We start from the raw sequence: 23,142 nt of genomic DNA, 5'->3' as shown, positions 1-23,142 counted from the left end.
GGCACGAGCTCGACGTCGTGGCGCTCGGTCGTGGGACCCGTGCCCGCGACAAGGGAGCCCGCGTCACTCTGGGGCACCACCGGCGTCCTGCCGGCCGAGGGGGGATACCGCAGGTGGGGGAGGACGCGTACCGAGGACGCGTACCTGAAGGCCGGCGGTCAGTCCTGCCGCCGTGCGGCCGCCTCGACCAGGCGCCGGATGTCGTCCAAGTCGGCCTCGAACTCGGCGGTGAGGTCCACGGGGAGGTCCAGCCATGGCTTGAGTTTGCTGTGGCCGGGGAGGTCGCTGTCCGGGAGCCGGCCGCGACGGCTGCGCGGGTCGAGGGCGCCCGGGGTGAAGCGGCCCGAGGCTTCGGAGGCGGCGAATCCGATCACGAAGGTGCTGATCAGGCGTTCCAGGCGGGGTACTTCGGGCTCGGGAACGCCGGCTTCGATGAGCGCGGTGTAGATGATGTCCACCGCGCGCACGGCGTCCGGCGTGACGGCGGGCCGTGAAAAGAGCAGGTGCGCTGCCCAGGGGTGATGCTGGGTCACCTTTCGGCAGGCGTGCGCGAGGGCACCGAGCCGTTCGTCCCAGGCTTGATCCTCGGCCGTGTCCGACGGCAACAGCGCGGCGAGCAGGCGTCCCACCATGCCGTCCAGCAGGGCGGCCTTGTCCTTGACGTGCCGGTACAAGGCCATCGGCGTGACGCCGATGCGGTCGGCCAGTGCGCGCATCGAGACGGCTTCCAGGCCGTGCTCGTCGGCGATGGCCAGTGCCGCGTCCAGTATCTCTTCCCGTCTGCCGCCCATGTGTCTACAGTGTAGACGTATACGGCGTATACATCAGGGAGGCAGGATGCTCACTGCACAGGGTTTGGTGAAGTGCTACGGCCGCCGTCACGCGCTCGACGGCTTCGACCTGACGGTCGCACCCGGTGAGATCGTCGGCCTGATCGGGCACAACGGTGCCGGCAAGACCACCTTCGTCGAGGTCGTCACCGGTCTCGTGCGTCCCGATGCGGGCCGGATCCGCATCGGCTCGTACGACGCGCTGCGCGCCGGGCGGGCCGCACGGCGGCTCCTCGGCGTGGCTCCGCAGGAGTCGGCCTTGTACGGCAGCGTCACCGTACGGGAGAACCTGCGGCTGTTCGCCGGACTGGCGGGGCTGCGCGGGCGGGGACGAGATGCGGAGATCCACCGGGTCCTGGGCGAGCTTTGCCTGGCCGCCGTCGCGGACCGGCCCGTGGGCGTCCTGTCCGGAGGGCAGCGCCGTCGCGTCCAGGCGGCCACCGCCATGGTCGGCTCTCCGCCGTTACTGCTGCTGGACGAGCCGACCGCCGGGGCCGATCCGGAAACCCGCTCGGCACTGCTGGCCGCCGTCAGGGCCCGCGCCGAGGCCGGCGCCGCCGTCGTCTACACGACTCACTACCTGCCCGAACTCGTCGATCTCGATGCCACGTTGGCACTCGCCCGGGCCGGGCGCGTCATCGCACGCGGTACACAGGAAGAGCTCACCCGCCACCTGCCGGGCGAACTACGGGTCACCTTCCCCGACCCGGACGAACCCGAACTGCGTCTGTCGACCGCGGATCCCGGCGCCGATCTGGCCGCCTTGCTCGCCTCAGGCCGCGCACCCGCCTCCGTCGACGTTCGTCGCCCCAGTCTGGACGACCTCTACCACTCCCTGGAAGCCGCAGCGATCGAGGAGAAGACGGAGCCCCGTGATGTCGCCGCGTGAATCCGCCACCCGCCTGAGCGTCCTGGTACGCCACAATGCGCTGCTGATGCTGCGTGAACCCGGCCCGCTCCTGAGCCGGATGATCCTGCCGCTCGTCTTCATCACCCTGCTGCGCCCGCTCTACCTGGCCGCACAAGGCCGGACGGCCGGCACCGAACAGGCGGTCGTCGGCACGCTCGTCACCTTCTCGCTGCTCGCACTCAGCATCTCCGGCAGCGCGATCCTCGCCGAACGGCTCGGCCGCACCTGGGACCGCCTGTGCGGCACGCCGCTCCATCCGGCGGAGATGCTCACCGGCAAGGCCGTCCCCGTCTTCACGGCCCTGCTGGCACAGCAGCTTCTGATCGTCGGCTTCGGCGTGTGCGCTTTCGGGCTGAGGGTGCCGCATCCGTTCCTGCTGCTGGGTGTCCTGCTCAGCTGGAGCTGCACCTTGCTCGGCCTCGGCGTGCTGCTCGGGGTGCTGGTCCGCAGCATGGGCGAGCTGTCGGCCGCCATCGACATCGGAGGCATGCTGCTCAGCAGCGTCGGCGGCGCGCTCGTCCCGCTCGGCGTCCTGCCGGCCTGGGTCGCGGACGTGGCCCCGGCCTCGCCCGGCTACTGGGCTGCCCGGGGCCTGCACGCCGCCCACGACGGCGACGCGTCCACCGCCGCGACGGCCTGCGGCACGCTCCTCGGCGTGGCACTGATCTGCGGCACCCTGGCCTCGGTCCGCCTACAGGGCCGCAGCGGTCGGCTGGTGGCGCTCTAGGCAAGCGCGCCTGGATGCTGCACGCCTCCGCTCGCGCGTGCGACGGGTGAGCGGGGTTCCATGACCGCGGGACCCCGTGGGTCGCTGCCGACGGCGGGCGCGGCTGTTCCTCGTGCAGGAGCACGCGGACTCCCGGGGCGGCGGCCGCTCGGCGACGACCCGCTCGGGCCGGTGCCGGCAAGCTTCTCTGGTTCGAGGTGGGTGGGCGGGGCGACAGCGGTGCAAAGAGTGGCTGAGTGATTACACCTCAGAAACTAGCCAAAATACAGTTAGGCTAACTGGAGTCAGGCTGGACCCAGGTCCCGCGAGCGCGCGGTCAGGAGGACGAAGCCCATGCCCATTCCGAAACCCGCCGCCGTGTTCGACCGGATCCACGAGTGGGACGAACTCACCCGCTTCTGCAGCGACCCCGCCCCCGGCCTGCGGATCGGCATCGTGCGCGGCCGTCGGCGGCACGGCAAGTCGTTCCTGCTGGAGCACCTGTGCCGGAGCGTCCACAGCGTCTACACGCTCGCCCTGCAGCAGAGCCGCGCCATGGCACTGGACCGGTTCGCCGACGGCCTCGCCCAGGGGCTCGGCTTCCGGGTCGGACGGTTCACCTCGTGGGTGGAGGCGATGGACACCGCGGCCGACGTCCTCGGAAGCGTCCGCGGCGATGCGACCCCTCCGCTCCTCGTCCTCGACGAGTTCCCCTATCTGGTCGAGCACTCCCCGGAGCTTCCGTCCGTCCTTCAGGCCCTCTACGACCAGCGCGGACCGTCGTCCGGGAAGCCTCCGCTGCGGATCATCCTGTGCGGCTCCGCGATCTCGACCATGTCGACATTGCTCGCCGGGGACCAGGCGTTGCGGGGGCGAGCGGTGATCGACATGCGGATCGGGCCCTTCGGGTTCCGGGACGCGGCGCAGTACTGGGGAGTGGACGATCCGGAGACGGCCTTTCTCGTCGATGCCGTGCTGGGCGGGGCGCCCGGCTACCGGGACGTCGTCGGTGACCCGCCGGAGCCCGGCTCGGGCGAGGAGGGGTTCTACGCCTGGCTGGCGCGCAGCGTCTTCAACCCCTCCCACATCCTTTTCACCGAGCCTGAGTACCTGCTGGCCGAGGACCCGCGCATCAGCGACCGCGCCACCTACCACGCCATCTGGGAGGCGGTGGCCTCCGGCGCTGCGACGCCGACGCAGATCGGGGGGCTGGTCGGGATGGATGCCAAGGCGCTGACGTACCACCTCAACATCATGAGGGCGGCCGCGTTCATCCGTTACGACCAGGACATGCTTCTGCAGCGCAAGCCTGTGATCACCGTGGCCGACCCGGTCGTCCGGTTCCACGACCTCGTCGTGCGGCCCAATCTCGTCGAGTTCGAGATGCGGGAGGGGCGGGCGGCCTGGGAGCGGTCGCGCGAGACCTTCTCCTCCAAGGTTCTCGGGCCTCACTTCGAGGACATGGCCCGCCAGTGGACGCTCCGGCACGGGCGCGAGTACGGACTTGACGACATCGGACAGGTGGGTACGACGACCGTCGCCTGCCGTGAGCACCGGGGGCACGAGGTCGACGTCGTGGCGCTCGGCCGTGGGTCCCGTGCCCGCGACAAGGGAGCCCGCATCACTCTGCTCGGTGAGGCGAAGGCGACGAACAAGTCGCGGACCGGCCATGACGTCCGGCGACTCGAACACATCCGCGATCTGCTCAGCGCTCAGGGATGGAACACGGACGACTGCCGGCTCGCCGTTTACACGAGGAGCGAACCCGCCCCGGAACTCGCCGAGGCCGCCCGGACGGGAAGGACGCTGCTCGTCGGGATGCGGGAGCTGTACGGCACCGGGTGAGCCCCCGCCTCCCCGGCCCCGAGCCGCCCTCGTGTGCCGGCGCCCCGAGCCGCCCGGGCGCCCGCACCGTGGCGTTTGGTGTGCGACGGCGCGCCGGACCGGCTCCGCCGCCCTCACCGCGACCCTGTACGCCGCGTGAGAGCAACGTTCCCTTCCGGTCACTCACAGCCACAGGCAGGAAACGCGTCCTCCCTACCTTCGGGACTCATCACCGCGCACGACACCTGGGCACCGGAGAACCGTGGAGGCGTCATGACAGCCCCGAGCACAGCCCCCGCCCCTGGCAGGGGAGGCCGCTGGATCCAGCACTGGGATCCGGAGGACGAGACCTTCTGGAACGAGACCGGGGAGAAAGTCGCCCGGCGCAACCTCTTCTTCTCCGTGCTCTCCGAGCACATCGGGTTCTCGGTGTGGACCCTGTGGTCCGTGCTCGTGCTGTTCATGGGCCCGGAGTACGGGCTGACGCCGGCGGACAAGTTCCTGCTGACCTCGATGGTCACGCTGGTCGGGGCCGTCGTCCGCGTGCCCTACACCTTCGCCGTCGCGATCTTCGGCGGGCGGAACTGGACCATCGTCTCGGCCGCCCTGCTGCTCGTCCCGACCGTCGCCGCGTTCACCGTGATGGAGCCCGGCACATCCTTCTCCACCTTCCTGCTCGTCGGACTGCTGGCCGGTGTGGGCGGCGGCAACTTCGCCTCCTCCATGACCAACATCAACGCCTTCTTCCCGCTCAGGAAGAAGGGGTGGGCGCTCGGACTCAACGCCGGCGGCGGCAACATCGGCGTGCCCGTGATCCAGCTGGTGGCGCTCGCGATCATCGGCGCGAGCGGGGGACCGCGCGTGCTGCTCGGCATCTACATCCCGCTCATCGTCGTCGCCGCCACCCTGGCCGCGCTCTACATGGACAACATCGCGTCCGTGCGCAACGACACCGGCGCCGCCACGGACGCCGCGAAGGACGCCCACACCTGGATCATGTCGTTCCTGTACATCGGCACCTTCGGCTCCTTCATCGGCTACAGCTTCGCCTTCGGGCAGGTGCTGACCAACCAGTTCGGGCGCACACCGCTCCAGGCGGCCTACGTCACCTTCCTCGGCCCGCTGCTCGGCTCGCTGATCCGGCCCGTGGGCGGCAGGCTCGCCGACCGCTACGGCGGCGCGCGGATCACCGCCTGGGCCTTCGTCGCCATGGGCGCCGCCACCGCGGTGCTGATCGTCGCCTCCATGCAGAAGTCGCTCGCCCTGTTCACCGCCGCCTTCGTGGTGCTGTTCGTGCTCACCGGCCTCGGCAACGGGTCGACGTACAAGATGATCCCCGGGATCTTCCAGGCCAAGGCCGGCGCCCGGGGGCTCACCGGGGAGGAGGCCGCCGCGTACGGGCGCCGGCTCTCCGGGGCCTCCATGGGGCTCATCGGGGCCGTGGGCGCGCTCGGCGGCGTCGGCATCAACCTCGCCTTCCGCCAGTCCTTCCTCTCCTACGGCTCCGGCACGGGCGCCTTCGTCGCCTTCCTCGCCTTCTACGGCGTGGCCCTGGCGGTCACCTGGGCCGTATACCTTCGCCGTCCGGCCGTCCAGCCCCGGGCGGAGGTCGCCGCGGAAGCGAATCCCCAGCTCAGCTATGCCGAGGTGTGACGTAACACCAGTGACACGAAGCAGGACCGAGCCTGTCATGCGCCGTTGACAGGCTCGGTCGGCATGTAGGTACGACGACGACGTACGACGACGTACGACCCTTTTGCAGACTCGAGTGCGGGACGAGAGCCATGTACGACAACCAGCAGCGACCAGAACACGGCCCGCTCGCGGGGTTCACCGTGGGCGTGACGGCCGCGCGGCGGGCCGACGAGCTGGGCGCCCTGCTCCAGCGGCGCGGCGCATCCGTCCTGCACGCCCCGGCCCTGCGCATCGTGCCGCTCGCCGACGACGGCGAACTGCTCGCCGCCACCAAGGATCTGGTGGAGCAGGTGCCGGACGTGGTGGTCGCCACCACCGCGATCGGCTTCCGCGGCTGGATCGAGGCCGCCGACGGCTGGGGGCTCGGCGAGGACCTGCTCGCGCGGCTGCGCGGGGTGCGGCTGCTCGCACGCGGGCCCAAGGTCAAGGGGGCCGTACGGGCCGCCGGTCTGATCGAGGAGTGGTCGCCCGCCTCGGAGTCCATGGCCGAGGTCCTCGACCGGCTCCTGGACGAGGGCGTCGACGGCCGCCGCGTCGCCGTCCAGCTGCACGGCGAGCCGCTGCCGGGCTTCGTGGAGGCGCTGCGGGCCGGGGGCGCCGAGGTCGTCGGGGTGCCGGTGTACCGGTGGATGCCGCCCGAGGACATCGCGCCCGTCGACCGGCTCCTCGAGGCGACCGTCACCCGCGGCCTGGACGCACTCACCTTCACCAGCGCCCCGGCCGCCGCGTCCCTGCTCTCCCGCGCGGAGGTGCGCGGGCTGCTGCCCGAACTCCTCGGCGCCCTCCACCACGACGTGCTGCCCGCCTGCGTCGGTCCCGTCACCGCCCTGCCGTTGCAGGCCCGGGGCGTGGACACCGTGCAGCCGGAGCGCTTCCGGCTCGGCCCGCTCGTCCAACTGCTGTGCCAGGAACTGCCGGGCCGGGCCCGAGCGCTGCCCGTCGCCGGCCACCGCGTGGAGATCCGCGGCCACGCGGTGCTGGTGGACGGGGCGCTGCGGCCCGTACCGCCCGCCGGCATGTCCCTGCTGCGCGCCCTGAGCCGGCGGCCCGGCTGGGTGGTCTCCCGGGCGGAGCTGCTGCGGGCGCTGCCGGGTGCCGGGCGCGACGAGCACGCCGTGGAGACGGCGATGGCCCGGCTGCGGACGGCCCTGGGGGCGCCCAAGCTGATCCAGACGGTGGTCAAGCGCGGCTACCGGCTGGCGCTCGACCCGGCCGCGGACGCGAAGTACGCCGACGCGTGAGATCCGCCGCGCAGCAGCAGCGCGCGGGTGAGGCAGACCAGGGCGAGCGTGCACAGCAGGGTCCGTACGAGGTTCCAGGCGACCCAGGCGTCCTCGAAGTGGCCGCGCACGGCGGCCGGGTCGGTGAGGTGCGCCGCGGCGCCGGCGTGCGCGAGGCCGTCGTTGAGCGGCACGTTCGCGAAGGCGGTGACGAGGAAGGCGAGTCCGTGGGCGGCCAGGCCCCAGCGGATCCACCGCCGGTGCGGGGCCGTTCGCACCTGCCAGGCGGAGACCGCCGTGAGGAGCGGTGCGCCGACCAGGGGGAGCAGGAAGACGGGGTTCTGGATGACGTCGTTGACGTTCTGCATGACCTCGATGTAGACGCGGTCGTCGCTGCGGGCGAGCGCGGGCATCACGGCGCACGCGAAGACGAGGAAGGCACCGGCGATCAGGCCCGTGGCGACGGTGGCCGCGGCCAGGACGCCGTCGGCGAGGGCGGTGCGGGCGGCGCGGGCGGCGCGGGCGGTGCGGACCGTGCGGGCGGTGCCGTGCGGGGTCGTCCGTGTCATGACGGTGAGTCAACCCGGCCCGCGGGGTGGGGGACATCGCCGGGACGCGCGGCCGCATAAGCGGGCGTCCACGGTGCGACGGGCCGTAGGGCACCTTTTCGGGGCGCGCGCGGGCGGGCACTGTAGAGGTGTGTCGGGGAAGCCACGGCCCCCGGTGCGCCCTTGCGCGGACATCTCCCTCGGCGGACTCACCGGCCGTCGCTCGCGGCGGCAACTCCAAGGCGGTGACAGGCACATGGCATCGGACCCGGCCACGGCCCCGTACGAGCTGCGGTTCGACTCCGGGCGGATCTGCCTGGACCTGCTGGCGACCACGCATCCCGGGGAACGGCTCGACTCGGTGGAGCGGTTGCGGGCGTGGATCGCCGGGGCCGGGCTGGTCCCGGCGGGTACGCCCCTTGCGGGGGTGGACGCCGAGTGGCTGGCGGCCTTCCACGAACTGCGCTCCGACCTGGGGCGGTTGGTACGAGGGGAGTTGGACGGACAGCCGGCGGACGGCGCGTTGACGCGGGTCAACGCGGTGGCGCGGGCCGCGCCACCCGCGCCGTGCGCGCTGCGCGCGGAGGACGGCGGTCTCGTGCGGCGGCTGCGGACGCCGCCGGAGTGCGGGCAACTGCTGGCCGTGATGGCGCGGGAGGCGATCGAGCTGCTGACGGACCCCGGGGCGCGGGGGAGTCTGCGGCAGTGCGAGGGCGACAACTGCCCCATCGTCTACCTGGACACGTCCCGGGGCCGGCGCCGCCGCTGGTGCTCCAGCGAGGTGTGCGGCAACCGTGAACGGGTGGCACGGCACCGCCGCCGCGCCGCACTGGCCCGCGCGTAGGGGCGTTTGCTCCTTCTCCACAGAGATCCAGCAGAAGGGCCCAGCCCCGAAAACCGTCATCCAGGGCAAGTGGCGATCATTCAGCGGCAATCGGCGCCACCGTCTCGACAATTCCTCCACCATGCTTCGGCCAAATTTTCACACGGTGATCACGCCAAGGTCGGGAGTGAAGGACGAGGCGGTTGTGATCTGTGTCTCTTCGGGGCGGCGTGCGTATGTCCCCTTGGGGGAGAAATGGGTGCCCAGCGGTGCGGCGTCCCACACCTCTTCCGGGAATTTTGTGGTGTCACGTTGAACACGGCGGCGGCCGTCTGCGTACCCGGATACGAGCGACCGACTGGGGGAACCCCCGGACACCGGAGGTAGGCGTGCGCAAGGATTCCGCCGTGGCTGATGAACGCAGGCCAAGGGCCCGACATCGCATGACCTCGTCCCCGGCGTCCTCCTCGACGGAGCCCGACGAGGAACTGATGCGTGCCCTGTACCGGGAACACGCGGGACCCCTGCTCGCCTATGTGCTGCGGCTGGTCGCAGGCGACCGGCAGCGCGCCGAGGACGTCGTGCAGGAGACGCTCATCCGTGCCTGGAAGAACGCCGGTCAGCTCAATCGAGCAACCGGTTCGGTACGCCCCTGGCTGGTGACGGTCGCCCGGCGCATCGTCATCGACGGCCACCGCAGCCGGCAGGCCCGGCCGCAGGAGGTCGACCCGTCGCCGCTGGAGGTCATCCCCGCGGAGGACGAGATCGACAAGGCGTTGTGGCTGATGACACTGTCGGACGCGCTGGACGACCTGACCCCGGCTCACCGTGAGGTCCTGGTCGAAACGTACTTCAAAGGGCGTACGGTCAACGAAGCGGCCGAAACGCTCGGCATCCCCAGCGGAACGGTGCGCTCCAGGGTGTTCTACGCCCTGCGGTCGATGAAGCTGGCGCTGGAGGAGCGGGGGGTGACGGCATGAGCAATGTGTACGGGGGATTCGGAACCGGCGGCCCAGGCGCCGTAAGAGGTCCACAAGGCCAGGGCGACATCCACGAGACCGTCGGCGCGTACGCCCTCGGCATCCTCGACGACGCCGAGGCGACCGCCTTCGAGGCGCACCTCGCCACCTGCGACTGGTGCGCCCAGCAGCTGGACGACCTCGCCGGGATGGAGCCGATGCTGGCCGCGCTCGCGGACCTGCCCGACAGCCAGGGCAGCCCCGCCATCGGCGAGTCGCTGTCCGCGAAACCCAGCCCGCGGCTGGTGGAGCGACTGATCGACGAGGTCTCCGAGCGGCGCGCCCACAAGCGCCGACGCGGCTTCTACCTCGTGGCGGCCGCGGCCGCGCTGATCATCGGCGGCCCGCTCACCGTGATGGCGCTGAACGGCGGCGGCGACGGCGGCACCGTCGACCCGATGGCGGCCGGCCCCGCCAAGGTGGCCTTCCAGCACATGACCGACAAGCACGCGGCGACGGACCCGAGCAGCAAGGTCGACGCCGTGGTCGCGCTGGAGGCCAAGGACTGGGGCACGCACGCCGTTCTCCAGCTGAAGAACGTCAAGGGGCCGCTCAAGTGCTCCCTGATCGCGGTCGGCAAGAACGGGGAGCGCGAGACGGTCACCTCGTGGTCGGTCCCGACGTGGGGCTACGGCATTCCCGACGCCAAGACCGAAGAGGCGAAGAACCCGCTGTACGTGCACGGCGGCGCCGCCTTCAAGCCGAACCAGATCGACCACTTCGAGGTCATGACCTTCGACGGCAAGCGGCTGGTGGAGGTGAACGCGTAGCCGTCGCCCCCCGGCGAGCACCCCCCCGCGGCGGACGGACGAGCACGCCGCGGGTCGGCGTGTGCCGAAAGCCCGGCACGGGGGCGTAGCCTCGTCGGCCTCCCTTCGCGTACGGTGGACGGCTGCCCAGCACGTCAGAAGGGGGCCCGGTGGCCGCTCAGGTTCAACAGCAAGCCGCGCTCGGCCCGGTCGGCAGGTCCGCGCACGACTCGCTCCGCGACCGGGAGATCAGCGTCGAACAGGAACACCTCGACCGGGTGTACCGGCGCCTCGAGGAGAAGATCCACGAGGCGGAGTTCCTGATGCACGACGCGGCCAGGCGCGGGCAGGTCGGCACGCCGGGGGCGCTGGCGGAGCGCGACGCGCAGGTCTTCCGGGCGGGCATCCACCTCAACCGGCTCAACAGCGAGTTCGAGGACTTCCTCTTCGGCCGGATCGACCTGCTGCTCGGCAAGGACGGCAAGAAGGGCCCCGACGGCGCGTACACGGCGATCGAGCCCGCCGAGGGCGCGGTGCGCCCCGACAACACCGCCGACATCGCCGAGACCCTGCACATCGGGCGCATCGGCGTCCTCGACGCGGAGTACGCGCCCCTGGTCATCGACTGGCGGGCACCCGCCGCGGCCCCCTTCTACCGCTCCACCCCGGTCGACCCCGGACGGGTCGTGCGCCGCCGGGTCATCCGTTCCAAGGGCCGCAAGGTGCTCGGCGTCGAGGACGACCTGATGCGCCCCGAGCTGAGGGCCCGCCTCGACGGCAGTGAACTCGCGGTGATCGGCGACGGGGCCCTGATGGCCGCCCTCGGACGGGCCCGCAGCCACACCATGCGGGACATCGTGTCGTCCATCCAGGCCGAGCAGGACCTGGTCATCCGCGCGCCCGCCGCCTCCGTGACGTATGTCGAGGGCGGACCCGGCACCGGGAAGACCGCCGTCGCCCTGCACCGGGCCGCCTATCTCCTCTACCAGGACCGGCGCCGCTACGCCGGTGGCATCCTGATCGTCTCGCCGACGCCCCTGCTGGTCGCGTACACCGAGGGCGTGCTGCCGTCGCTCGGCGAGGAGGGCCAGGTCGCCGTCCGCGCCATCGGCTCCCTCGTGGACGGCGCCGAGGCCACCCTGTACGACTCCCCGGCCGTGGCCCGCGCCAAGGGCTCGTACCGCATGCTCAAGGTGCTGCGCAAGGCCGCGCGCGGCGCCCTGGAGCTGGGCGATCCGCCGACTCGGCTGCGGGTCGTCGCCTTCGGCCGCCGTCTGGAACTGGGGGCCGAGGAGCTGGAGCGGATCCGGCGCACCGCCCTGAACGGCACCGCCCCGGTGAACCTGCTGCGCCCGCGCGCCCGCAAGCTGCTCCTGGACGCCCTGTGGGAGCACTCCGGCGCGGCCGGCCGGCACACCGACCCCGAGCTGGCCGCCGAGCTGCGCTCCTCGTTCGACGAGGACATCACCTGCGAGGACTCCTTCACCGAGTTCCTGGACGCCTGGTGGCCGGAGCTGACCCCGCGGGCCGTCCTGGCGGCGATGGCCGACGAGCGGCGCCTCGGCCGCTGGGCGCGGCGCATCCTCACCCCCGGCGAGGTGCGCAGGGTGGCGCGTTCCCTGGGACGCGGCGGGCTGTCCGTGCACGACGTGGCCGCGCTGGACGAGCTGCAGTCGGTCCTGGGACTGCCGGCCCGTCCGAAGAAGAGGCGCGAGCTGGACCCGCTCGACCAGCTGACCGGCCTGGAGGAGCTGATGCCCGTACGGGAGGAGTCGCAGCGCGAGCGCGCGGAGCGGCTCGCCCAGGAGCGCACCGAGTACGCGCACGTGATCGTCGACGAGGCGCAGGACCTCACGCCGATGCAGTGGCGGATGATCGGGCGCCGCGGCCGGCACGCGACCTGGACCGTGGTCGGCGACCCGGCCCAGTCGTCCTGGTCGGACCCGGAGGAGGCGGCTCTGGCGCGCGACGAGGCGCTCGGCACCCGTCCGCGCCGCCGTTTCACCCTCACGGTGAACTACCGCAACCCGGCCGAGATCGCCGAACTGGCCTCGAAGGTGCTGGCGCTCGCCATGCCGGGTGCCGAGGCCCCGTCGGCCGTCCGCTCCACGGGCGTGGTGCCGCGGTTCACGGTGGCGGGGGACGTGCAGGGCCGGACCGTCCGCGCGGAGGCCGCACGGCTGCTCGACCTCGTCGACGGCACGGTCGGTGTCGTCGTGGCCATGCGCCGGCGTGCGGAGGCGGCCCGCTGGCTCGAAGGGCTCGGCGACCGGGTCGTGGCGCTCGGCAGCCTGGAGGCCAAGGGCCTGGAGTACGACGCGACGGTCGTCGTCTCGCCCGCGGAGATCGCCGACGAGAGCCCTGCCGGCCTGCGGGTGCTGTACGTGGCGCTGACCAGGGCGACCCAGCAGCTGACGGTGGTCTCGGGCGGCGGGGACGAGCCGGACGCGGACGGGGTGCCGGACCTGCTGCGGGACTGAGCGGACCGGGGGCGGCGGGACTGATCCGTACGGACGGCCGGGAGGACGAACTGGCGGTACGGGAATGGTCTTTCGGGATCCGTTTGTTAGCCTGGGTGTGGCACCGGCCCGATCCAAGCCCCCGGGCCCAACCTTCGTCGCTGAGAGCGACCACTTGCCGCGAGGCGAGCATGGCGGGTCGGTGTCACCTGGCGTTCCAGAGGTCCGCGTCACTCGTGACGCGGACCTCTTCCTCTTCTTGTTCCTTCCACCTCGGCCACCGCTTCTCGTATGGTGAAAATTGTCTTCCGAAGGTGGATCGGGCCGCCGCGGTGGCGACGTCCGGCGACGACTCGGTGAACAAAACGTTCGCAATGCGGCGTGGTTACCGCGTACTCCCCGGTAGGTGCGACGATCGGACGGCACAGCAGCGACAGGTGAAAGCAGAGGAAGTCGGTCATGGCTACGGCGCCCAGCGTCTCCTACTCGATGACGGTCAGGCTGGAGGTGCCCGCGAGCGGAACCGCCGTCTCGCAGCTCACCACCGCCGTGGAGTCCTCCGGAGGCTCGGTGACCGGCCTCGACGTCACGGCGTCCGGCCACGAGAAACTCCGTATCGACGTCACCATCGCCGCCACCTCCACCTCCCACGCGCAGGAGATCGTCGAGAAGCTGCGCGGCATCGAGGGCGTGACGCTGGGCAAGGTCTCCGACCGTACGTTCCTCATGCACCTCGGCGGCAAGATCGAGATGGCCTCCAAGCACCCCATCCGCAACCGCGACGACCTCTCCATGATCTACACGCCGGGCGTGGCGCGCGTGTGCATGGCGATCGCGGAGAACCCGGAGGACGCCCGCCGCCTGACGATCAAGCGCAACTCGGTTGCGGTCGTGACCGACGGTTCCGCGGTGCTGGGTCTCGGCAACATCGGTCCCAAGGCCGCGCTGCCCGTCATGGAGGGCAAGGCGGCCCTGTTCAAGCGCTTCGCCGGCATCGACGCCTGGCCGATCTGCCTCGACACCCAGGACACCGACGCGATCGTCGAGATCGTCAAGGCGATCGCCCCCGGCTTCGCCGGCATCAACCTCGAGGACATCTCCGCGCCCCGCTGCTTCGAGATCGAGGCGCGACTGCGCCAGGCCCTGGACATCCCCGTCTTCCACGACGACCAGCACGGCACCGCGATCGTCGTCCTGGCCGCCCTCACCAACGCACTTCGCGTGGTGGGCAAGGCGATTGAGAATGTGCGCGTCGTGATGTCGGGCGCCGGAGCGGCCGGTACGGCGATCCTGAAGCTGCTGCTCGCGGCGGGTGTGAAGAACGCCGTCGTCGCCGACATCCAGGGCGTCGTGCACGCAGGCCGCGAGGACCTGGTGGACGCCCCGGCCGACTCGCCGCTGCGCTGGATCGCGGAGAACACCAACCCCGAGGGCCTGACGGGCACGCTCAAGGAGGCCGTGCGCGGCGCCGACGTCTTCATCGGCGTCTCCGCCCCGAACGTGCTCGACGGTTCCGACGTGGCCGCGATGGCCGAGGGCGCGATCGTGTTCGCGCTCGCGAACCCGGATCCCGAGGTCGACCCGGCAATCGCCCGTCAGACGGCGGCCGTTGTGGCCACGGGCCGCTCCGACTTCCCGAACCAGATCAACAACGTCCTGGTCTTCCCGGGCGTCTTCCGCGGCCTGCTCGACGCACAGTCCCGCACCGTCAACACGGACATGATGCTCGCCGCCGCGACCGCCCTCGCGGACGTGGTGACCGAGGAGGAGCTCAACCCGAACTACATCGTCCCGAGCGTGTTCAACGACAAGGTCGCGGGCGCGGTCGCCGGAGCGGTGCGCACCGCGGCGCGGGCGGCGGGGGCGGCGGCGCACTAGTGCCCCGGCAGGCGACATTTGCCCGTCAAGGGGCGGCGTCCGGTGCGTCGGGGGCGCTGTGACCCTTGCCACGGTGGCCCGGCCCGGCGCGTCGCGGACCCCCGGGCGCCCGGCCGCCCTAGGGTGGCGGCCAGGCCGGGCCCGGAGGCCCTGCCGTCCGTTGCCGGGAGCCGACGCAGCGTCACCGCTGTGAGGCGGTGGCGCTCTTCGTGTGACTCCCAAGGGTGTTCTCACGACTCCTACGGGTGCCGGATTGGCTTTCCCGCCGCAGGTGGGGGCAGGATGCGTCTTCGGGCGCGAGGGTCTGACGACGGACCCGGGTCCGGGGACTCACCGAGGACCCTGGCAGCATCGGCTTCGCCGTGCCCGACATGCGGCTCCGCCGCGTGGCACGCCTCAACGGCAAGAAGAACACGGGAGTAACAACATGAACCGCAGTGAGCTGGTGGCCGCGCTGGCCGACCGCGCCGAGGTGACCCGCAAGGACGCCGACGCCGTGCTGGCCGCGTTCGCCGAGACCGTCGGCGAGATCGTCGCCAAGGGCGACGAGAAGGTCACCATCCCCGGCTTCCTGACCTTCGAGCGCACCCACCGTGCCGCTCGCACCGCGCGCAACCCGCAGACCGGCGACCCCATCCAGATCCCGGCCGGCTACAGCGTGAAGGTCTCCGCGGGCTCGAAGCTCAAGGAAGCTGCCAAGGGTAAGTGATCTTGCCGTCGTACGCCACGGACGGCGTACGAGGCCGTACCCGCGACGGGACGGCACGACGAGGCCCGGTGCCGCCACTGGCGCGGAGCACCGGCCCGGTAAGGCCAAGGGGCGGTCACCCGGTCGGGGTGACCGCCCCTCGCTCACGTCCTCCTCCGGGCCCCGGCAGGACGGCGGGCGGAGAAGCTCGCAGGACCCGTCGGCCGAGAATTTCGTAGGCCCCCGGCCGAGAACCCGCAGGGCCCGTCAGCCGAGGGCCTTGCCCGGGAGTTCGACCTTCGCACCCAGCTCCACCAGCTTCTCCATGAAGTTCTCGTAGCCGCGGTTGATCAGGTCGATGCCGTGGACCCGGGAGGTGCCCTGGGCCGCCAGGGCCGCGATCAGGTAGGAGAAGCCGCCGCGGAGGTCGGGGATGACCAGGTCCGCGCCCTGGAGCTTCGTCGGGCCCGAAACCACCGCGGAATGAAGGAAGTTGCGCTGGCCGAAGCGGCAGTCGGAGCTGCCCAGGCACTCGCGGTACAGCTGGATGTGGGCACCCATCTGGTTGAGCGCCGAGGTGAATCCGAGGCGGGACTCGTAGACGGTCTCGTGGATGATGGACAGGCCCGTGGCCTGGGTCAGGGCCACCACCAGCGGCTGCTGCCAGTCCGTCTGGAAGCCCGGGTGCACGTCCGTCTCCAGCGCGATGGACGCCAACTGCCCGCCGGGGTGCCAGAAGCGGATGCCCTCGTCGTCGATCTCGAAGGCGCCGCCCACCTTCCGGTAGGTGTTCAGGAACGTCATCATCGAGCGCTGCTGCGCGCCTCGGACGTAGATGTCGCCCTCGGTGGCCAGCGCCGCCGAGGCCCAGGACGCGGCCTCCAGGCGGTCCGGGAGCGCGCGGTGGGTGTAGCCGCCGAGCTTCTCCACACCGGTGATGCGGATCGTGCGGTCGGTGTCCATCGCGATGATCGCGCCCATCTTCTGCAGCACGCAGATGAGGTCCTCGATCTCCGGCTCCACGGCCGCGTTGGACAGTTCGGTGACGCCCTCGGCGAGCACGGCCGTCAGCAGCACCTGCTCCGTCGTGCCGACGGACGGGTACGGCAGCCGGATCTTCGTGCCGCGCAGCCCTTTGGGCGCCTCCAGGTACTGGCCGTCCGCGCGCTTCTCGATGACGGCGCCGAAGTGCCGCAGCACGTCGAAGTGGAAGTCGATCGGCCGGCCGCCGATGTCGCAACCCCCGAGGCCCGGGATGAACGCGTGACCCAGCCGGTGCAACAGCGGGCCGCAGAACAGGATCGGGATGCGCGAGGAGCCCGCGTGGGCATCGATGTCAGCGACGTTCGCGCTCTCGACATGCGTCGGGTCGAGCACCAGTTCGCCGGGCTCCTCACCCGGACGGACCGTCACGCCGTGCAGTTGCAGCAGCCCGCGCACGACGCGCACATCGCGGATGTCGGGGACGTTGCGCAGCCTGCTCGGAGCGCTGCCCAGCAGGGCGGCGACCATGGCCTTCGGTACGAGGTTCTTCGCACCGCGGACACGGATCTCGCCCTCCAGCGGGGTTCCGCCGTGGACAAGGAGGACATCGTCGTTGACGGTCATGTATCTCGTTCCGTGGAGTGGGCAGGGGCCGGAGACGTAAGCGTAATGGCCGCCCACCCCCCTTCAGTAAGCCCACGCACCTCCCAGCAACGTCATAGGTTTGCCACAACACGAACCGTGCGTAACCGGACGCACATGGTGACCGTCGTGGCACGGCCGCATTCACCCGTGTACCCCGATTGCCTCCCCATGCGGGGGGAAGATGCGGGATCATGTCTGGCATGACCGAGGTGTCCTCGCTCACAGGGCGGCTGCTCGTGGCCACGCCCGCCCTGGCGGACCCGAACTTCGACCGCGCGGTGGTGCTGCTTCTCGACCACGACGAGGAGGGCTCGCTCGGTGTGGTCCTCAACCGCCCCACCCCCGTGGATGTGGGCGACATCCTGGAGGGCTGGGCGGACCTGGCGGGCGAGCCGGGTGTCGTCTTCCAGGGCGGGCCGGTCTCCCTGGACTCCGCGCTGGGTGTCGCGGTGATCCCCGGCGGTGCCTCAGGGGAGAGCGCCCCGCTCGGCTGGCGCCGGGTGCACGGCGCGATCGGCCTGGTCGACCTGGAGGCCCCGCCCGAACTGCTCGCCAAGGCGCTGGGCTCCCTGCGCATCTTCGCGGGATACGCGGGCTGGGGGCCCGGCCAGCTGGAGGACGAGCTGGTGGAGGGGGCGTGGTACGTGGTCGAGTCGGAGCCCGGCGACGTCTCGTCCCCGGCGCCGGAGCGACTGTGGCGGGAGGTCCTGCGCCGTCAGCGCAGCGAGCTCGCGATGGTGGCCACCTATCCGGACGACCCTTCTCTGAACTGATGCCGGTGCGCTTCAGTACGCTTGGCGGTATGAGCACTCTTGAGCCCGAGCGCGGTACCGGTACGGGGACCCTCGTAGAGCCGACGCCACAGGTGTCGCACGGCGACGGCGACCACGAGCGCTTCGCCCACTACGTCCAGAAGGACAAGATCATGGCGAGCGCCCTGGACGGCACGCCCGTCGTGGCGCTGTGCGGCAAGGTGTGGGTGCCGGGCCGAGATCCGAAGAAGTACCCCGTCTGCCCCATGTGCAAGGAGATCTACGACTCCATGAGCGGCGGGGACGAGGGCAAGGGCGGCGACAAGTAGCCGCCCGGTCGGCCCTTCGACGACTGACGGTCCCCCGGGACGCCTTTCGGCGCGTCCCGGGGGTTTTCGCGCCTGTTTCCGGCCCTCCTCCGTTGCGCGGAGTGCGTCGGGCGGTCACAGAGTGGTTGAGACCTCTTGTGGGCATGTTCATGTAGTCCATAGCCTCCGGTGTGTTGTGCAGAGCAAAACGGCCATTGCGCATGTTGCAACGCGCTAGCTCCCGGAGGATGCTCCATGAAGCTCCCTGTCCGCACCGCCGCCCCCCTGGCCGCTCTGCTGCTCGCGGCCCTCACCGCCACCTCGTGCGCCCCCCGGGCCTCCGGCGGCTCCGCGTCCGGCAAGGACGAGAAGTCCGGCACCCTGCGCGTCTGGCTCTTCCGGGAGGTCGACAACGCGCCGAAGCAGGGGGTCGTCGACCGGACGGTCGCCGCCTTCGAGAAGGAGCACGAGGGGACGGACGTCACCGTCGAGTACATCCCCGTCGAGACCCGCGCCCAGCGCGTCAAGGCCGCCTTCAACGACCCCAGGAGCGCGCCCGACGTCATCGAGTACGGCAACACGGACACCGCCGGCTACGTCAAGGACGGCGGACTCGCCGATGTCACCGAGGACTTCACCGGCTGGAGCGAGTCCAAGGACACCGACCCCACCGCCCGCCAGTCGGTCACCGTCGACAGCCGGATCTACGGTGCCCCGTTCTTCGTCGGCGTGCGCGCCCTCTACTACCGCACCGACGTCTTCGAGGAACTGGGTCTGCACGTGCCCAGGACCCAGGCCGAGTTGATCTCGACCGCGCGGACGATCCACACCGCGAGGCCCGACCTGTACGGCCTCGCCGTCGGCGGCGCCTACACCTACGGCGCCATGCCGTTCATCTGGGCCCACGGCGGCGAACTCGCCGTCGGCAAGGGCGGTTCGTACAGCGCCGCCATCGACAGCGCGGAGGCGCGCAAGGGCATCGCGGCGTACACCTCGCTCTTCGGTGACGGCAACTGCCCCACCGCCAAGTGCGCGGGCATGGGCGGCAACGACACCGTGACCGCGTTCGCCTCCGGCGAGGCCGCCATGGCCATCGGCGGCGACTTCAGCCACCAGGCGATCGAGGCGGGGAAGGTCAGGGGCCGATACGCCGTCGTGCCGCTGCCGGGCCTGAAGGAGGGGGAGATCGCGCCGGCCTTCGCGGGCGGGAACAACATCGGCGTTCTGAAGAGCACCACGCACCGCACGCTCTCCGTCGACCTGATGGAGCGGCTCGCGTCGAAGCGGACGCAGGGCGAACTCTTCGACGCCATGGGCTTCCTGCCGACGTTCGTCGACGTGCGGAAGCGGGTCGCGCGCAAGGAGCCGTTCGTCGGGCCGTTCGTGCGCACCCTCGCCGCGGGCACCAGATTCGTGCCCGCCTCGCCGGCCTGGGCGCAGATCGACTCCTCGCTCGTCCTGCCCACGATGTTCCAGGAGGTCGTCAGCGGCAGGAAGGACGTCGAGGCGGCCTCGGCGGAGGCGGCGAAGAAGATGAACGACGCCTTCGGCTCCGTGGGCTGACCGGTGGCGGCACAGGACACGCTCGCGGACGTCGCCGCGCCCCCCACCGCGGTCACGCCACGCCCACGGGGACACCGGCGGCCCGGCTGGACCCCCTGGCTCTATCTCGCCCCCGCTCTCGTCGTGCTCGGCGGCCTGCTGGTGTACCCCGTCTACCAGCTCGGCCTGATCTCCCTGCTGACCTACACCCAGGCCCAGGTCAGCGGCGGCGAACCGGTCCGCTTCCAGGGATTCGGGAACTACGCCGCCCTCTTCGGCGACGACCAGTTCTGGTCCGTGCTGCTGGCCACGGTGGGGTTCGCGGCCGCCTGCGTCGTCTCCACCCTGGCCGTGGGCTGCGCGCTCGCCGTGCTGCTCACCCGCGTCCGCGCCCTGCCGCGCCTCGCCCTGATGCTGGCCGCGCTGGGGGCCTGGGCGACCCCGGCCGTCACGGGCTCGACCGTCTGGCTGTTCCTCTTCGACCCCGACTTCGGGCCCGTGAACCGTGTGCTGGGGCTCGGCGACCACTCGTGGACGTACGGGCGCTCCAGCGCGTTCCTCCTCGTGCTCCTCGAAGTCGTCTGGTGCTCCTTCCCGTTCGTGATGGTGACGATGTACGCCGGCATCCGTGCGGTGCCGGCCGAGGTCCTGGAGGCGGCCGCGCTCGACGGCGCCTCGCAGTGGCGGATCTGGCGCTCGGTGCTGGCCCCGTTGCTCCGGCCGATCCTGACCGTGGTCGCCGTCCAGTCGGTGATCTGGGACTTCAAGGTCTTCACCCAGATCTATGTGATGACGAACGGCGGCGGTATCGCGGGACAGAACCTGGTGCTGAACGTGTACGCCTACCAGAAGGCGTTCGCGTCCTCCCAGTACGGCCTCGGTTCGGCGATCGGCGTCGTGGTGCTGCTCGTCCTGCTGGCCGTCACGCTCGTGCATCTGCGGCTGCTGCGCGGCCAGGGGGAGGAACTGTGAACCTGGTACGCGCGGCCGTGCGGCGCCCCGGCCGTCTGGCGGCCGAGGCATCGGCGCTGCTCGTCGCGGCACTCGTCGCCTTCCCGCTCTACTGGATGGTGCTGAGCGCCGTCAAACCGGCCGGCGAGATCCGGTCGACCGAGCCGCGGCCGTGGACGCTGTCACCGTCGGCGGATTCCTTCCGGCGCGTCTTCGGACAACAGGAATTCGGCCGGTACTTCCTCAACAGCCTTCTCGTGGCGGGCTCCGTGGTCGTCGCCTCCGCGCTGATCGCGTTTCTCGCGGCGACGGCCGTGACACGATTCCGCTTCCGTTTCCGTACCACCTTGCTGATCATGTTTCTGATCGCCCAGACCGTGCCCGTGGAGGCCCTGACGATCCCCCTCTTCTTCCTCATGCGGGACCTGGGTCAGCTCAACACCCTGGGCTCGCTGATCCTGCCCCACATCGCCTTCTCGCTGCCCTTCGCGATCTGGATGCTGAGGGGTTTCGTGAAGGCCGTTCCCGACACGCTGGAGGAGGCCGCGTCCATCGACGGGGCGAGCCGTGCGCGATTCCTCTGGCAGATCCTTTTCCCGCTCGTGCTGCCCGGTCTTGTGGCGACGAGCGTGTTCTCCTTCATCTCCGCCTGGAACGACTTCCTGTTCGCGAAGTCGTTCATCATCAGTGACGTCTCGCGGTCCACGCTGCCGATGGCGCTCCTCGTCTTCTACCGGCCGGAGGATCCCGACTGGGGCGGGTTGATGGCGGCGTCGACGGTGATGACGATTCCCGTACTGGTCTTCTTCGTACTCGTACAGCGCCGGCTGGTCTCAGGGCTGGGCGGAGCGGTGAAGGGCTGACGACATGCGCGATTTTCCCGACTCCCGTCGCCCCGGACCCGAGGTGGCGCCGATCCCCGCCCCCAGGAGCATCTCGCCGTCCACCGGCGCGGGCACGGGACACGTCATCGACGAGGGAACCGGGATCGACGCGGCCCCCGGAACCGAGGGGGTCGCACGCTGGCTGAGGGCGACCGTGGGCGCGGCGACCGGGCTTCCGCTGCCGCCCCGCACCGGCGGTGCCGACGCCGCGAACCGTGTGCTGCTGCGGATCGTCCCCGCGCTCGCCGGGGAACTCGGCAGCCCCGAGGCGTACCGCCTCACCGCCGACGGACACGCCGTCGTCATCGACGGAGCGAGCGGGCGCGGCCTGTTCTGGGGCGCCCAGACGTTCCGTCAGCTGCTCGGCCCGGAGGCATTCCGTCGTGCCCCGATCACCGGTGGGCGGAAGTGGGCGGTGCCCGCCGTGACGATCCACGACGCACCCCGTTTCCGCTGGCGCGGCTTCCTGCTCGACGTCGCCCGGCACTTCATGCCCACGGAAGGAGTTCTGCGCCACCTGGATCTGATGGCCGCCCACAAACTCAACGTGTTCCACTTCCACCTCACCGACGACCAGGGCTGGCGCATCGAGATCAAGCGGTATCCGAGGCTCACCGAGATCGGATCCTGGCGGGCGCGCACGAAAATCGGCCATCGCGCCTCGACGCTGTGGGAGGAGAAGCCGCACGGCGGTTTCTACACGCAGGACGACATCCGCGAGATCGTCGCGTACGCGGCCGAGCGGCATATCACCGTCGTCCCCGAGATCGACGTGCCCGGACACAGCCAGGCGGCCATCGCCGCGTATCCGGAACTCGGCAACACCGACGTCATCGACACCGCCTCCCTCACGGTCCGGGACGACTGGGGCGTCTGCGTCAACGTACTCGCCCCCACCGACAACACGCTGCGGTTCTACGAGGGGGTCTTCGAGGAAGTCCTGGAACTGTTCCCGTCCGCCTTCGTGCACATCGGCGGCGACGAATGCCCCAAGGACCAGTGGCGGCGGTCCCCGGCCGCCCAGGCGCGCATCAGGGACCTGGGGCTGGCCGACGAGGACGAACTCCAGGCGTGGTTCGTCCGGCATTTCGCCACCTGGCTCGGCGAGCGCGGACGCCGGCTCATCGGATGGGACGAGATCCTGGAGGGCGGTCTGGCCGACGGCGCGGCCGTGTCCTCCTGGCGCGGGTACGCGGGCGGCATCACCGCCGCCCGCGCCGGCCACGACGTCGTGATGTGCCCCGAGCAGCAGGTGTACCTGGACCACCGTCAGGCGGGCGGCGAGGACGAACCGGTGCCCATCGGATACGTGCGCACCCTGGAGGACGTCTACCGCTTCGAGCCGGTCCCGCCCCAGTTCACCGAGGAGCAGGCGCGGCACGTACTCGGCACCCAGGCCAACATGTGGACCGAGGTGACGGAGGATCAGGCACGCGTGGACTACCAGGTCTTCCCCCGGCTCGCGGCGTTCGCCGAGGTCGCCTGGAGCGACCTGCCCGCCCCCGCGGACCGCGACTTCGCGGACTTCGAGCGGCGGATGACGGCCCACTACCGGCGACTCGACGCCCTGGGGGTCGCCTACCGGCCACCTGGGGGACCGCGACCCTGGCAGCGGCGACCCGGCGTGCTCGGACGCCCGATCGAGGGTGCGCCCCCGAACGTGTGAGGCGCTTCCCGAGGGGAGGGCGGGGGGCCGGTCTCCCTGCCAACGTGACCCGCACGGAAGA

20 protein-coding genes are annotated in these 23,142 nt (G+C 71.1%); 17 read left to right on the top strand and 3 right to left on the bottom strand.

What is annotated here, in order from left to right:
* Positions 1–158: 158 nt before the first annotated feature.
* Positions 159–791, bottom strand: a complete 633-nt coding sequence (locus ACFYMU_RS19635) for a TetR/AcrR family transcriptional regulator (protein WP_388374435.1) — start codon at positions 789–791, stop codon at positions 159–161.
* A gap of 46 nt (positions 792–837) precedes the next feature.
* Here ACFYMU_RS19635 and ACFYMU_RS19630 point away from each other — a divergent pair, with 46 nt between their 5' ends.
* From ACFYMU_RS19630 to ACFYMU_RS19610, 5 genes are all read left to right on the top strand, one after another.
* A complete protein-coding gene (locus ACFYMU_RS19630) occupies positions 838–1,719 on the top strand; it encodes an ABC transporter ATP-binding protein (RefSeq protein ID WP_388374433.1) in 882 nt (293 codons plus the stop codon).
* Positions 1,706–2,467: an ABC transporter permease gene (locus ACFYMU_RS19625; RefSeq protein ID WP_388374432.1), complete on the top strand. Its 762-nt coding sequence runs from the start codon at positions 1,706–1,708 to the stop codon at positions 2,465–2,467. Before ACFYMU_RS19630 ends, ACFYMU_RS19625 begins: the two co-directional genes overlap by 14 nt.
* A 333-nt stretch (positions 2,468–2,800) precedes the next feature.
* Complete coding sequence (locus tag ACFYMU_RS19620; protein WP_388374430.1) at positions 2,801–4,291, top strand: ATP-binding protein; 1,491 nt, start codon at positions 2,801–2,803, stop codon at positions 4,289–4,291.
* Positions 4,292–4,543: 252 nt separating this feature from the next.
* Positions 4,544–5,923 (top strand): nitrate/nitrite transporter, encoded by a 1,380-nt coding sequence (locus tag ACFYMU_RS19615; RefSeq protein WP_388374428.1) that lies wholly within the window; start codon positions 4,544–4,546, stop codon positions 5,921–5,923.
* Positions 5,924–6,054: 131 nt separating this feature from the next.
* Positions 6,055–7,206, top strand: a complete 1,152-nt coding sequence (locus tag ACFYMU_RS19610; RefSeq protein ID WP_388374426.1) for a uroporphyrinogen-III synthase — start codon at positions 6,055–6,057, stop codon at positions 7,204–7,206.
* On the opposite strand, the gene ACFYMU_RS19605 is transcribed toward ACFYMU_RS19610, so the two are convergent.
* Positions 7,155–7,754, bottom strand: coding sequence for a DUF1772 domain-containing protein (locus tag ACFYMU_RS19605; RefSeq protein WP_388374424.1), 600 nt, complete (start codon positions 7,752–7,754; stop codon positions 7,155–7,157). The genes ACFYMU_RS19610 and ACFYMU_RS19605 overlap by 52 nt on opposite strands.
* Before the next feature lie 235 nt (positions 7,755–7,989).
* Here ACFYMU_RS19605 and ACFYMU_RS19600 point away from each other — a divergent pair, with 235 nt between their 5' ends.
* The 6 genes from ACFYMU_RS19600 to ACFYMU_RS19575 all read left to right on the top strand — a co-directional run bounded on the left by ACFYMU_RS19600 (position 7,990) and on the right by ACFYMU_RS19575 (position 15,370).
* Positions 7,990–8,577, top strand: a complete 588-nt coding sequence (locus tag ACFYMU_RS19600) for a CGNR zinc finger domain-containing protein (RefSeq protein WP_388374422.1) — start codon at positions 7,990–7,992, stop codon at positions 8,575–8,577.
* A 422-nt stretch (positions 8,578–8,999) separates the two neighbouring features.
* Positions 9,000–9,536: a sigma-70 family RNA polymerase sigma factor gene (locus ACFYMU_RS19595; protein ID WP_388374420.1), complete on the top strand. Its 537-nt coding sequence runs from the start codon at positions 9,000–9,002 to the stop codon at positions 9,534–9,536.
* On the top strand, positions 9,533–10,345 hold the full coding sequence (locus tag ACFYMU_RS19590) for an anti-sigma factor family protein (RefSeq protein WP_388374418.1): 813 nt from the start codon (positions 9,533–9,535) through the stop codon (positions 10,343–10,345). Before ACFYMU_RS19595 ends, ACFYMU_RS19590 begins: the two co-directional genes overlap by 4 nt.
* 149 nt (positions 10,346–10,494) lie before the next feature.
* Positions 10,495–12,804, top strand: a complete 2,310-nt coding sequence (locus ACFYMU_RS19585) for a HelD family protein (RefSeq protein WP_388374416.1) — start codon at positions 10,495–10,497, stop codon at positions 12,802–12,804.
* A 438-nt stretch (positions 12,805–13,242) separates the two neighbouring features.
* Positions 13,243–14,661: an NAD-dependent malic enzyme gene (locus ACFYMU_RS19580; RefSeq protein WP_388374414.1), complete on the top strand. Its 1,419-nt coding sequence runs from the start codon at positions 13,243–13,245 to the stop codon at positions 14,659–14,661.
* Positions 14,662–15,088: 427 nt separating this feature from the next.
* Positions 15,089–15,370, top strand: a complete 282-nt coding sequence (locus tag ACFYMU_RS19575) for an HU family DNA-binding protein (protein WP_007382399.1) — start codon at positions 15,089–15,091, stop codon at positions 15,368–15,370.
* Positions 15,371–15,616: 246 nt separating this feature from the next.
* Here ACFYMU_RS19575 and murA read toward each other — a convergent pair whose 3' ends face one another.
* Positions 15,617–16,957, bottom strand: coding sequence for a UDP-N-acetylglucosamine 1-carboxyvinyltransferase (gene murA / locus ACFYMU_RS19570; RefSeq protein WP_388374412.1), 1,341 nt, complete (start codon positions 16,955–16,957; stop codon positions 15,617–15,619).
* Between the two features lie 221 nt (positions 16,958–17,178).
* On the opposite strand from murA, the gene ACFYMU_RS19565 reads away from it, so the two are divergent.
* The 6 genes from ACFYMU_RS19565 (at position 17,179) to ACFYMU_RS19540 (ending at position 23,081) form a co-directional block, all read left to right on the top strand.
* Positions 17,179–17,751 (top strand): YqgE/AlgH family protein, encoded by a 573-nt coding sequence (locus ACFYMU_RS19565; RefSeq protein WP_381087903.1) that lies wholly within the window; start codon positions 17,179–17,181, stop codon positions 17,749–17,751.
* Between the two features lie 29 nt (positions 17,752–17,780).
* Positions 17,781–18,059 carry a DUF3039 domain-containing protein gene (locus ACFYMU_RS19560; RefSeq protein WP_388374410.1) on the top strand — a complete coding sequence of 93 codons (279 nt, stop codon included), beginning with the start codon at positions 17,781–17,783 and terminating at the stop codon, positions 18,057–18,059.
* Between the two features lie 234 nt (positions 18,060–18,293).
* Entirely contained in the window at positions 18,294–19,601 is a 1,308-nt protein-coding gene (locus ACFYMU_RS19555) for an extracellular solute-binding protein (protein ID WP_388374408.1), read from the top strand.
* A gap of 3 nt (positions 19,602–19,604) precedes the next feature.
* A complete protein-coding gene (locus ACFYMU_RS19550) occupies positions 19,605–20,552 on the top strand; it encodes a carbohydrate ABC transporter permease (RefSeq protein WP_388374406.1) in 948 nt (315 codons plus the stop codon).
* Positions 20,549–21,394, top strand: a complete 846-nt coding sequence (locus ACFYMU_RS19545) for a carbohydrate ABC transporter permease (RefSeq protein ID WP_388374404.1) — start codon at positions 20,549–20,551, stop codon at positions 21,392–21,394. The genes ACFYMU_RS19550 and ACFYMU_RS19545 overlap by 4 nt, the downstream gene beginning before the upstream one ends.
* A gap of 4 nt (positions 21,395–21,398) precedes the next feature.
* Positions 21,399–23,081 (top strand): beta-N-acetylhexosaminidase, encoded by a 1,683-nt coding sequence (locus ACFYMU_RS19540; RefSeq protein ID WP_388374402.1) that lies wholly within the window; start codon positions 21,399–21,401, stop codon positions 23,079–23,081.
* The last annotated feature ends 61 nt before the right edge of the window (positions 23,082–23,142 follow it).

This window comes from Streptomyces sp. NPDC007264, from assembly GCF_042869095.1.
Taxonomy (GTDB): domain Bacteria; phylum Actinomycetota; class Actinomycetes; order Streptomycetales; family Streptomycetaceae; genus Streptomyces.
Note: the sequence above shows the minus strand (reverse complement) of the source record. Positions and strands in the feature narration are given on the sequence as shown.

Excerpts from the sequence above, each read along its gene's own strand:
- murA (WP_388374412.1), bottom strand. The coding sequence starts at position 16,957 with ATGACCGTCAACGACGATGTCCTCCTTGTCCACGGCGGAACCCCGCTG.
- ACFYMU_RS19625 (WP_388374432.1), top strand. The coding sequence starts at position 1,706 with ATGTCGCCGCGTGAATCCGCCACCCGCCTGAGCGTCCTGGTACGCCAC.
- ACFYMU_RS19620 (WP_388374430.1), top strand. The coding sequence starts at position 2,801 with ATGCCCATTCCGAAACCCGCCGCCGTGTTCGACCGGATCCACGAGTGG.
- ACFYMU_RS19605 (WP_388374424.1), bottom strand. The coding sequence starts at position 7,754 with ATGACACGGACGACCCCGCACGGCACCGCCCGCACGGTCCGCACCGCC.
- ACFYMU_RS19630 (WP_388374433.1), top strand. The coding sequence starts at position 838 with ATGCTCACTGCACAGGGTTTGGTGAAGTGCTACGGCCGCCGTCACGCG.
- ACFYMU_RS19575 (WP_007382399.1), top strand. The coding sequence starts at position 15,089 with ATGAACCGCAGTGAGCTGGTGGCCGCGCTGGCCGACCGCGCCGAGGTG.
- ACFYMU_RS19615 (WP_388374428.1), top strand. The coding sequence starts at position 4,544 with ATGACAGCCCCGAGCACAGCCCCCGCCCCTGGCAGGGGAGGCCGCTGG.
- ACFYMU_RS19555 (WP_388374408.1), top strand. The coding sequence starts at position 18,294 with ATGAAGCTCCCTGTCCGCACCGCCGCCCCCCTGGCCGCTCTGCTGCTC.
- ACFYMU_RS19580 (WP_388374414.1), top strand. The coding sequence starts at position 13,243 with ATGGCTACGGCGCCCAGCGTCTCCTACTCGATGACGGTCAGGCTGGAG.
- ACFYMU_RS19610 (WP_388374426.1), top strand. The coding sequence starts at position 6,055 with ATGTACGACAACCAGCAGCGACCAGAACACGGCCCGCTCGCGGGGTTC.
- ACFYMU_RS19565 (WP_381087903.1), top strand. The coding sequence starts at position 17,179 with ATGACCGAGGTGTCCTCGCTCACAGGGCGGCTGCTCGTGGCCACGCCC.
- ACFYMU_RS19560 (WP_388374410.1), top strand. The coding sequence starts at position 17,781 with ATGAGCACTCTTGAGCCCGAGCGCGGTACCGGTACGGGGACCCTCGTA.
- ACFYMU_RS19595 (WP_388374420.1), top strand. The coding sequence starts at position 9,000 with ATGACCTCGTCCCCGGCGTCCTCCTCGACGGAGCCCGACGAGGAACTG.
- ACFYMU_RS19540 (WP_388374402.1), top strand. The coding sequence starts at position 21,399 with ATGCGCGATTTTCCCGACTCCCGTCGCCCCGGACCCGAGGTGGCGCCG.
- ACFYMU_RS19635 (WP_388374435.1), bottom strand. The coding sequence starts at position 791 with ATGGGCGGCAGACGGGAAGAGATACTGGACGCGGCACTGGCCATCGCC.
- ACFYMU_RS19590 (WP_388374418.1), top strand. The coding sequence starts at position 9,533 with ATGAGCAATGTGTACGGGGGATTCGGAACCGGCGGCCCAGGCGCCGTA.
- ACFYMU_RS19600 (WP_388374422.1), top strand. The coding sequence starts at position 7,990 with ATGGCATCGGACCCGGCCACGGCCCCGTACGAGCTGCGGTTCGACTCC.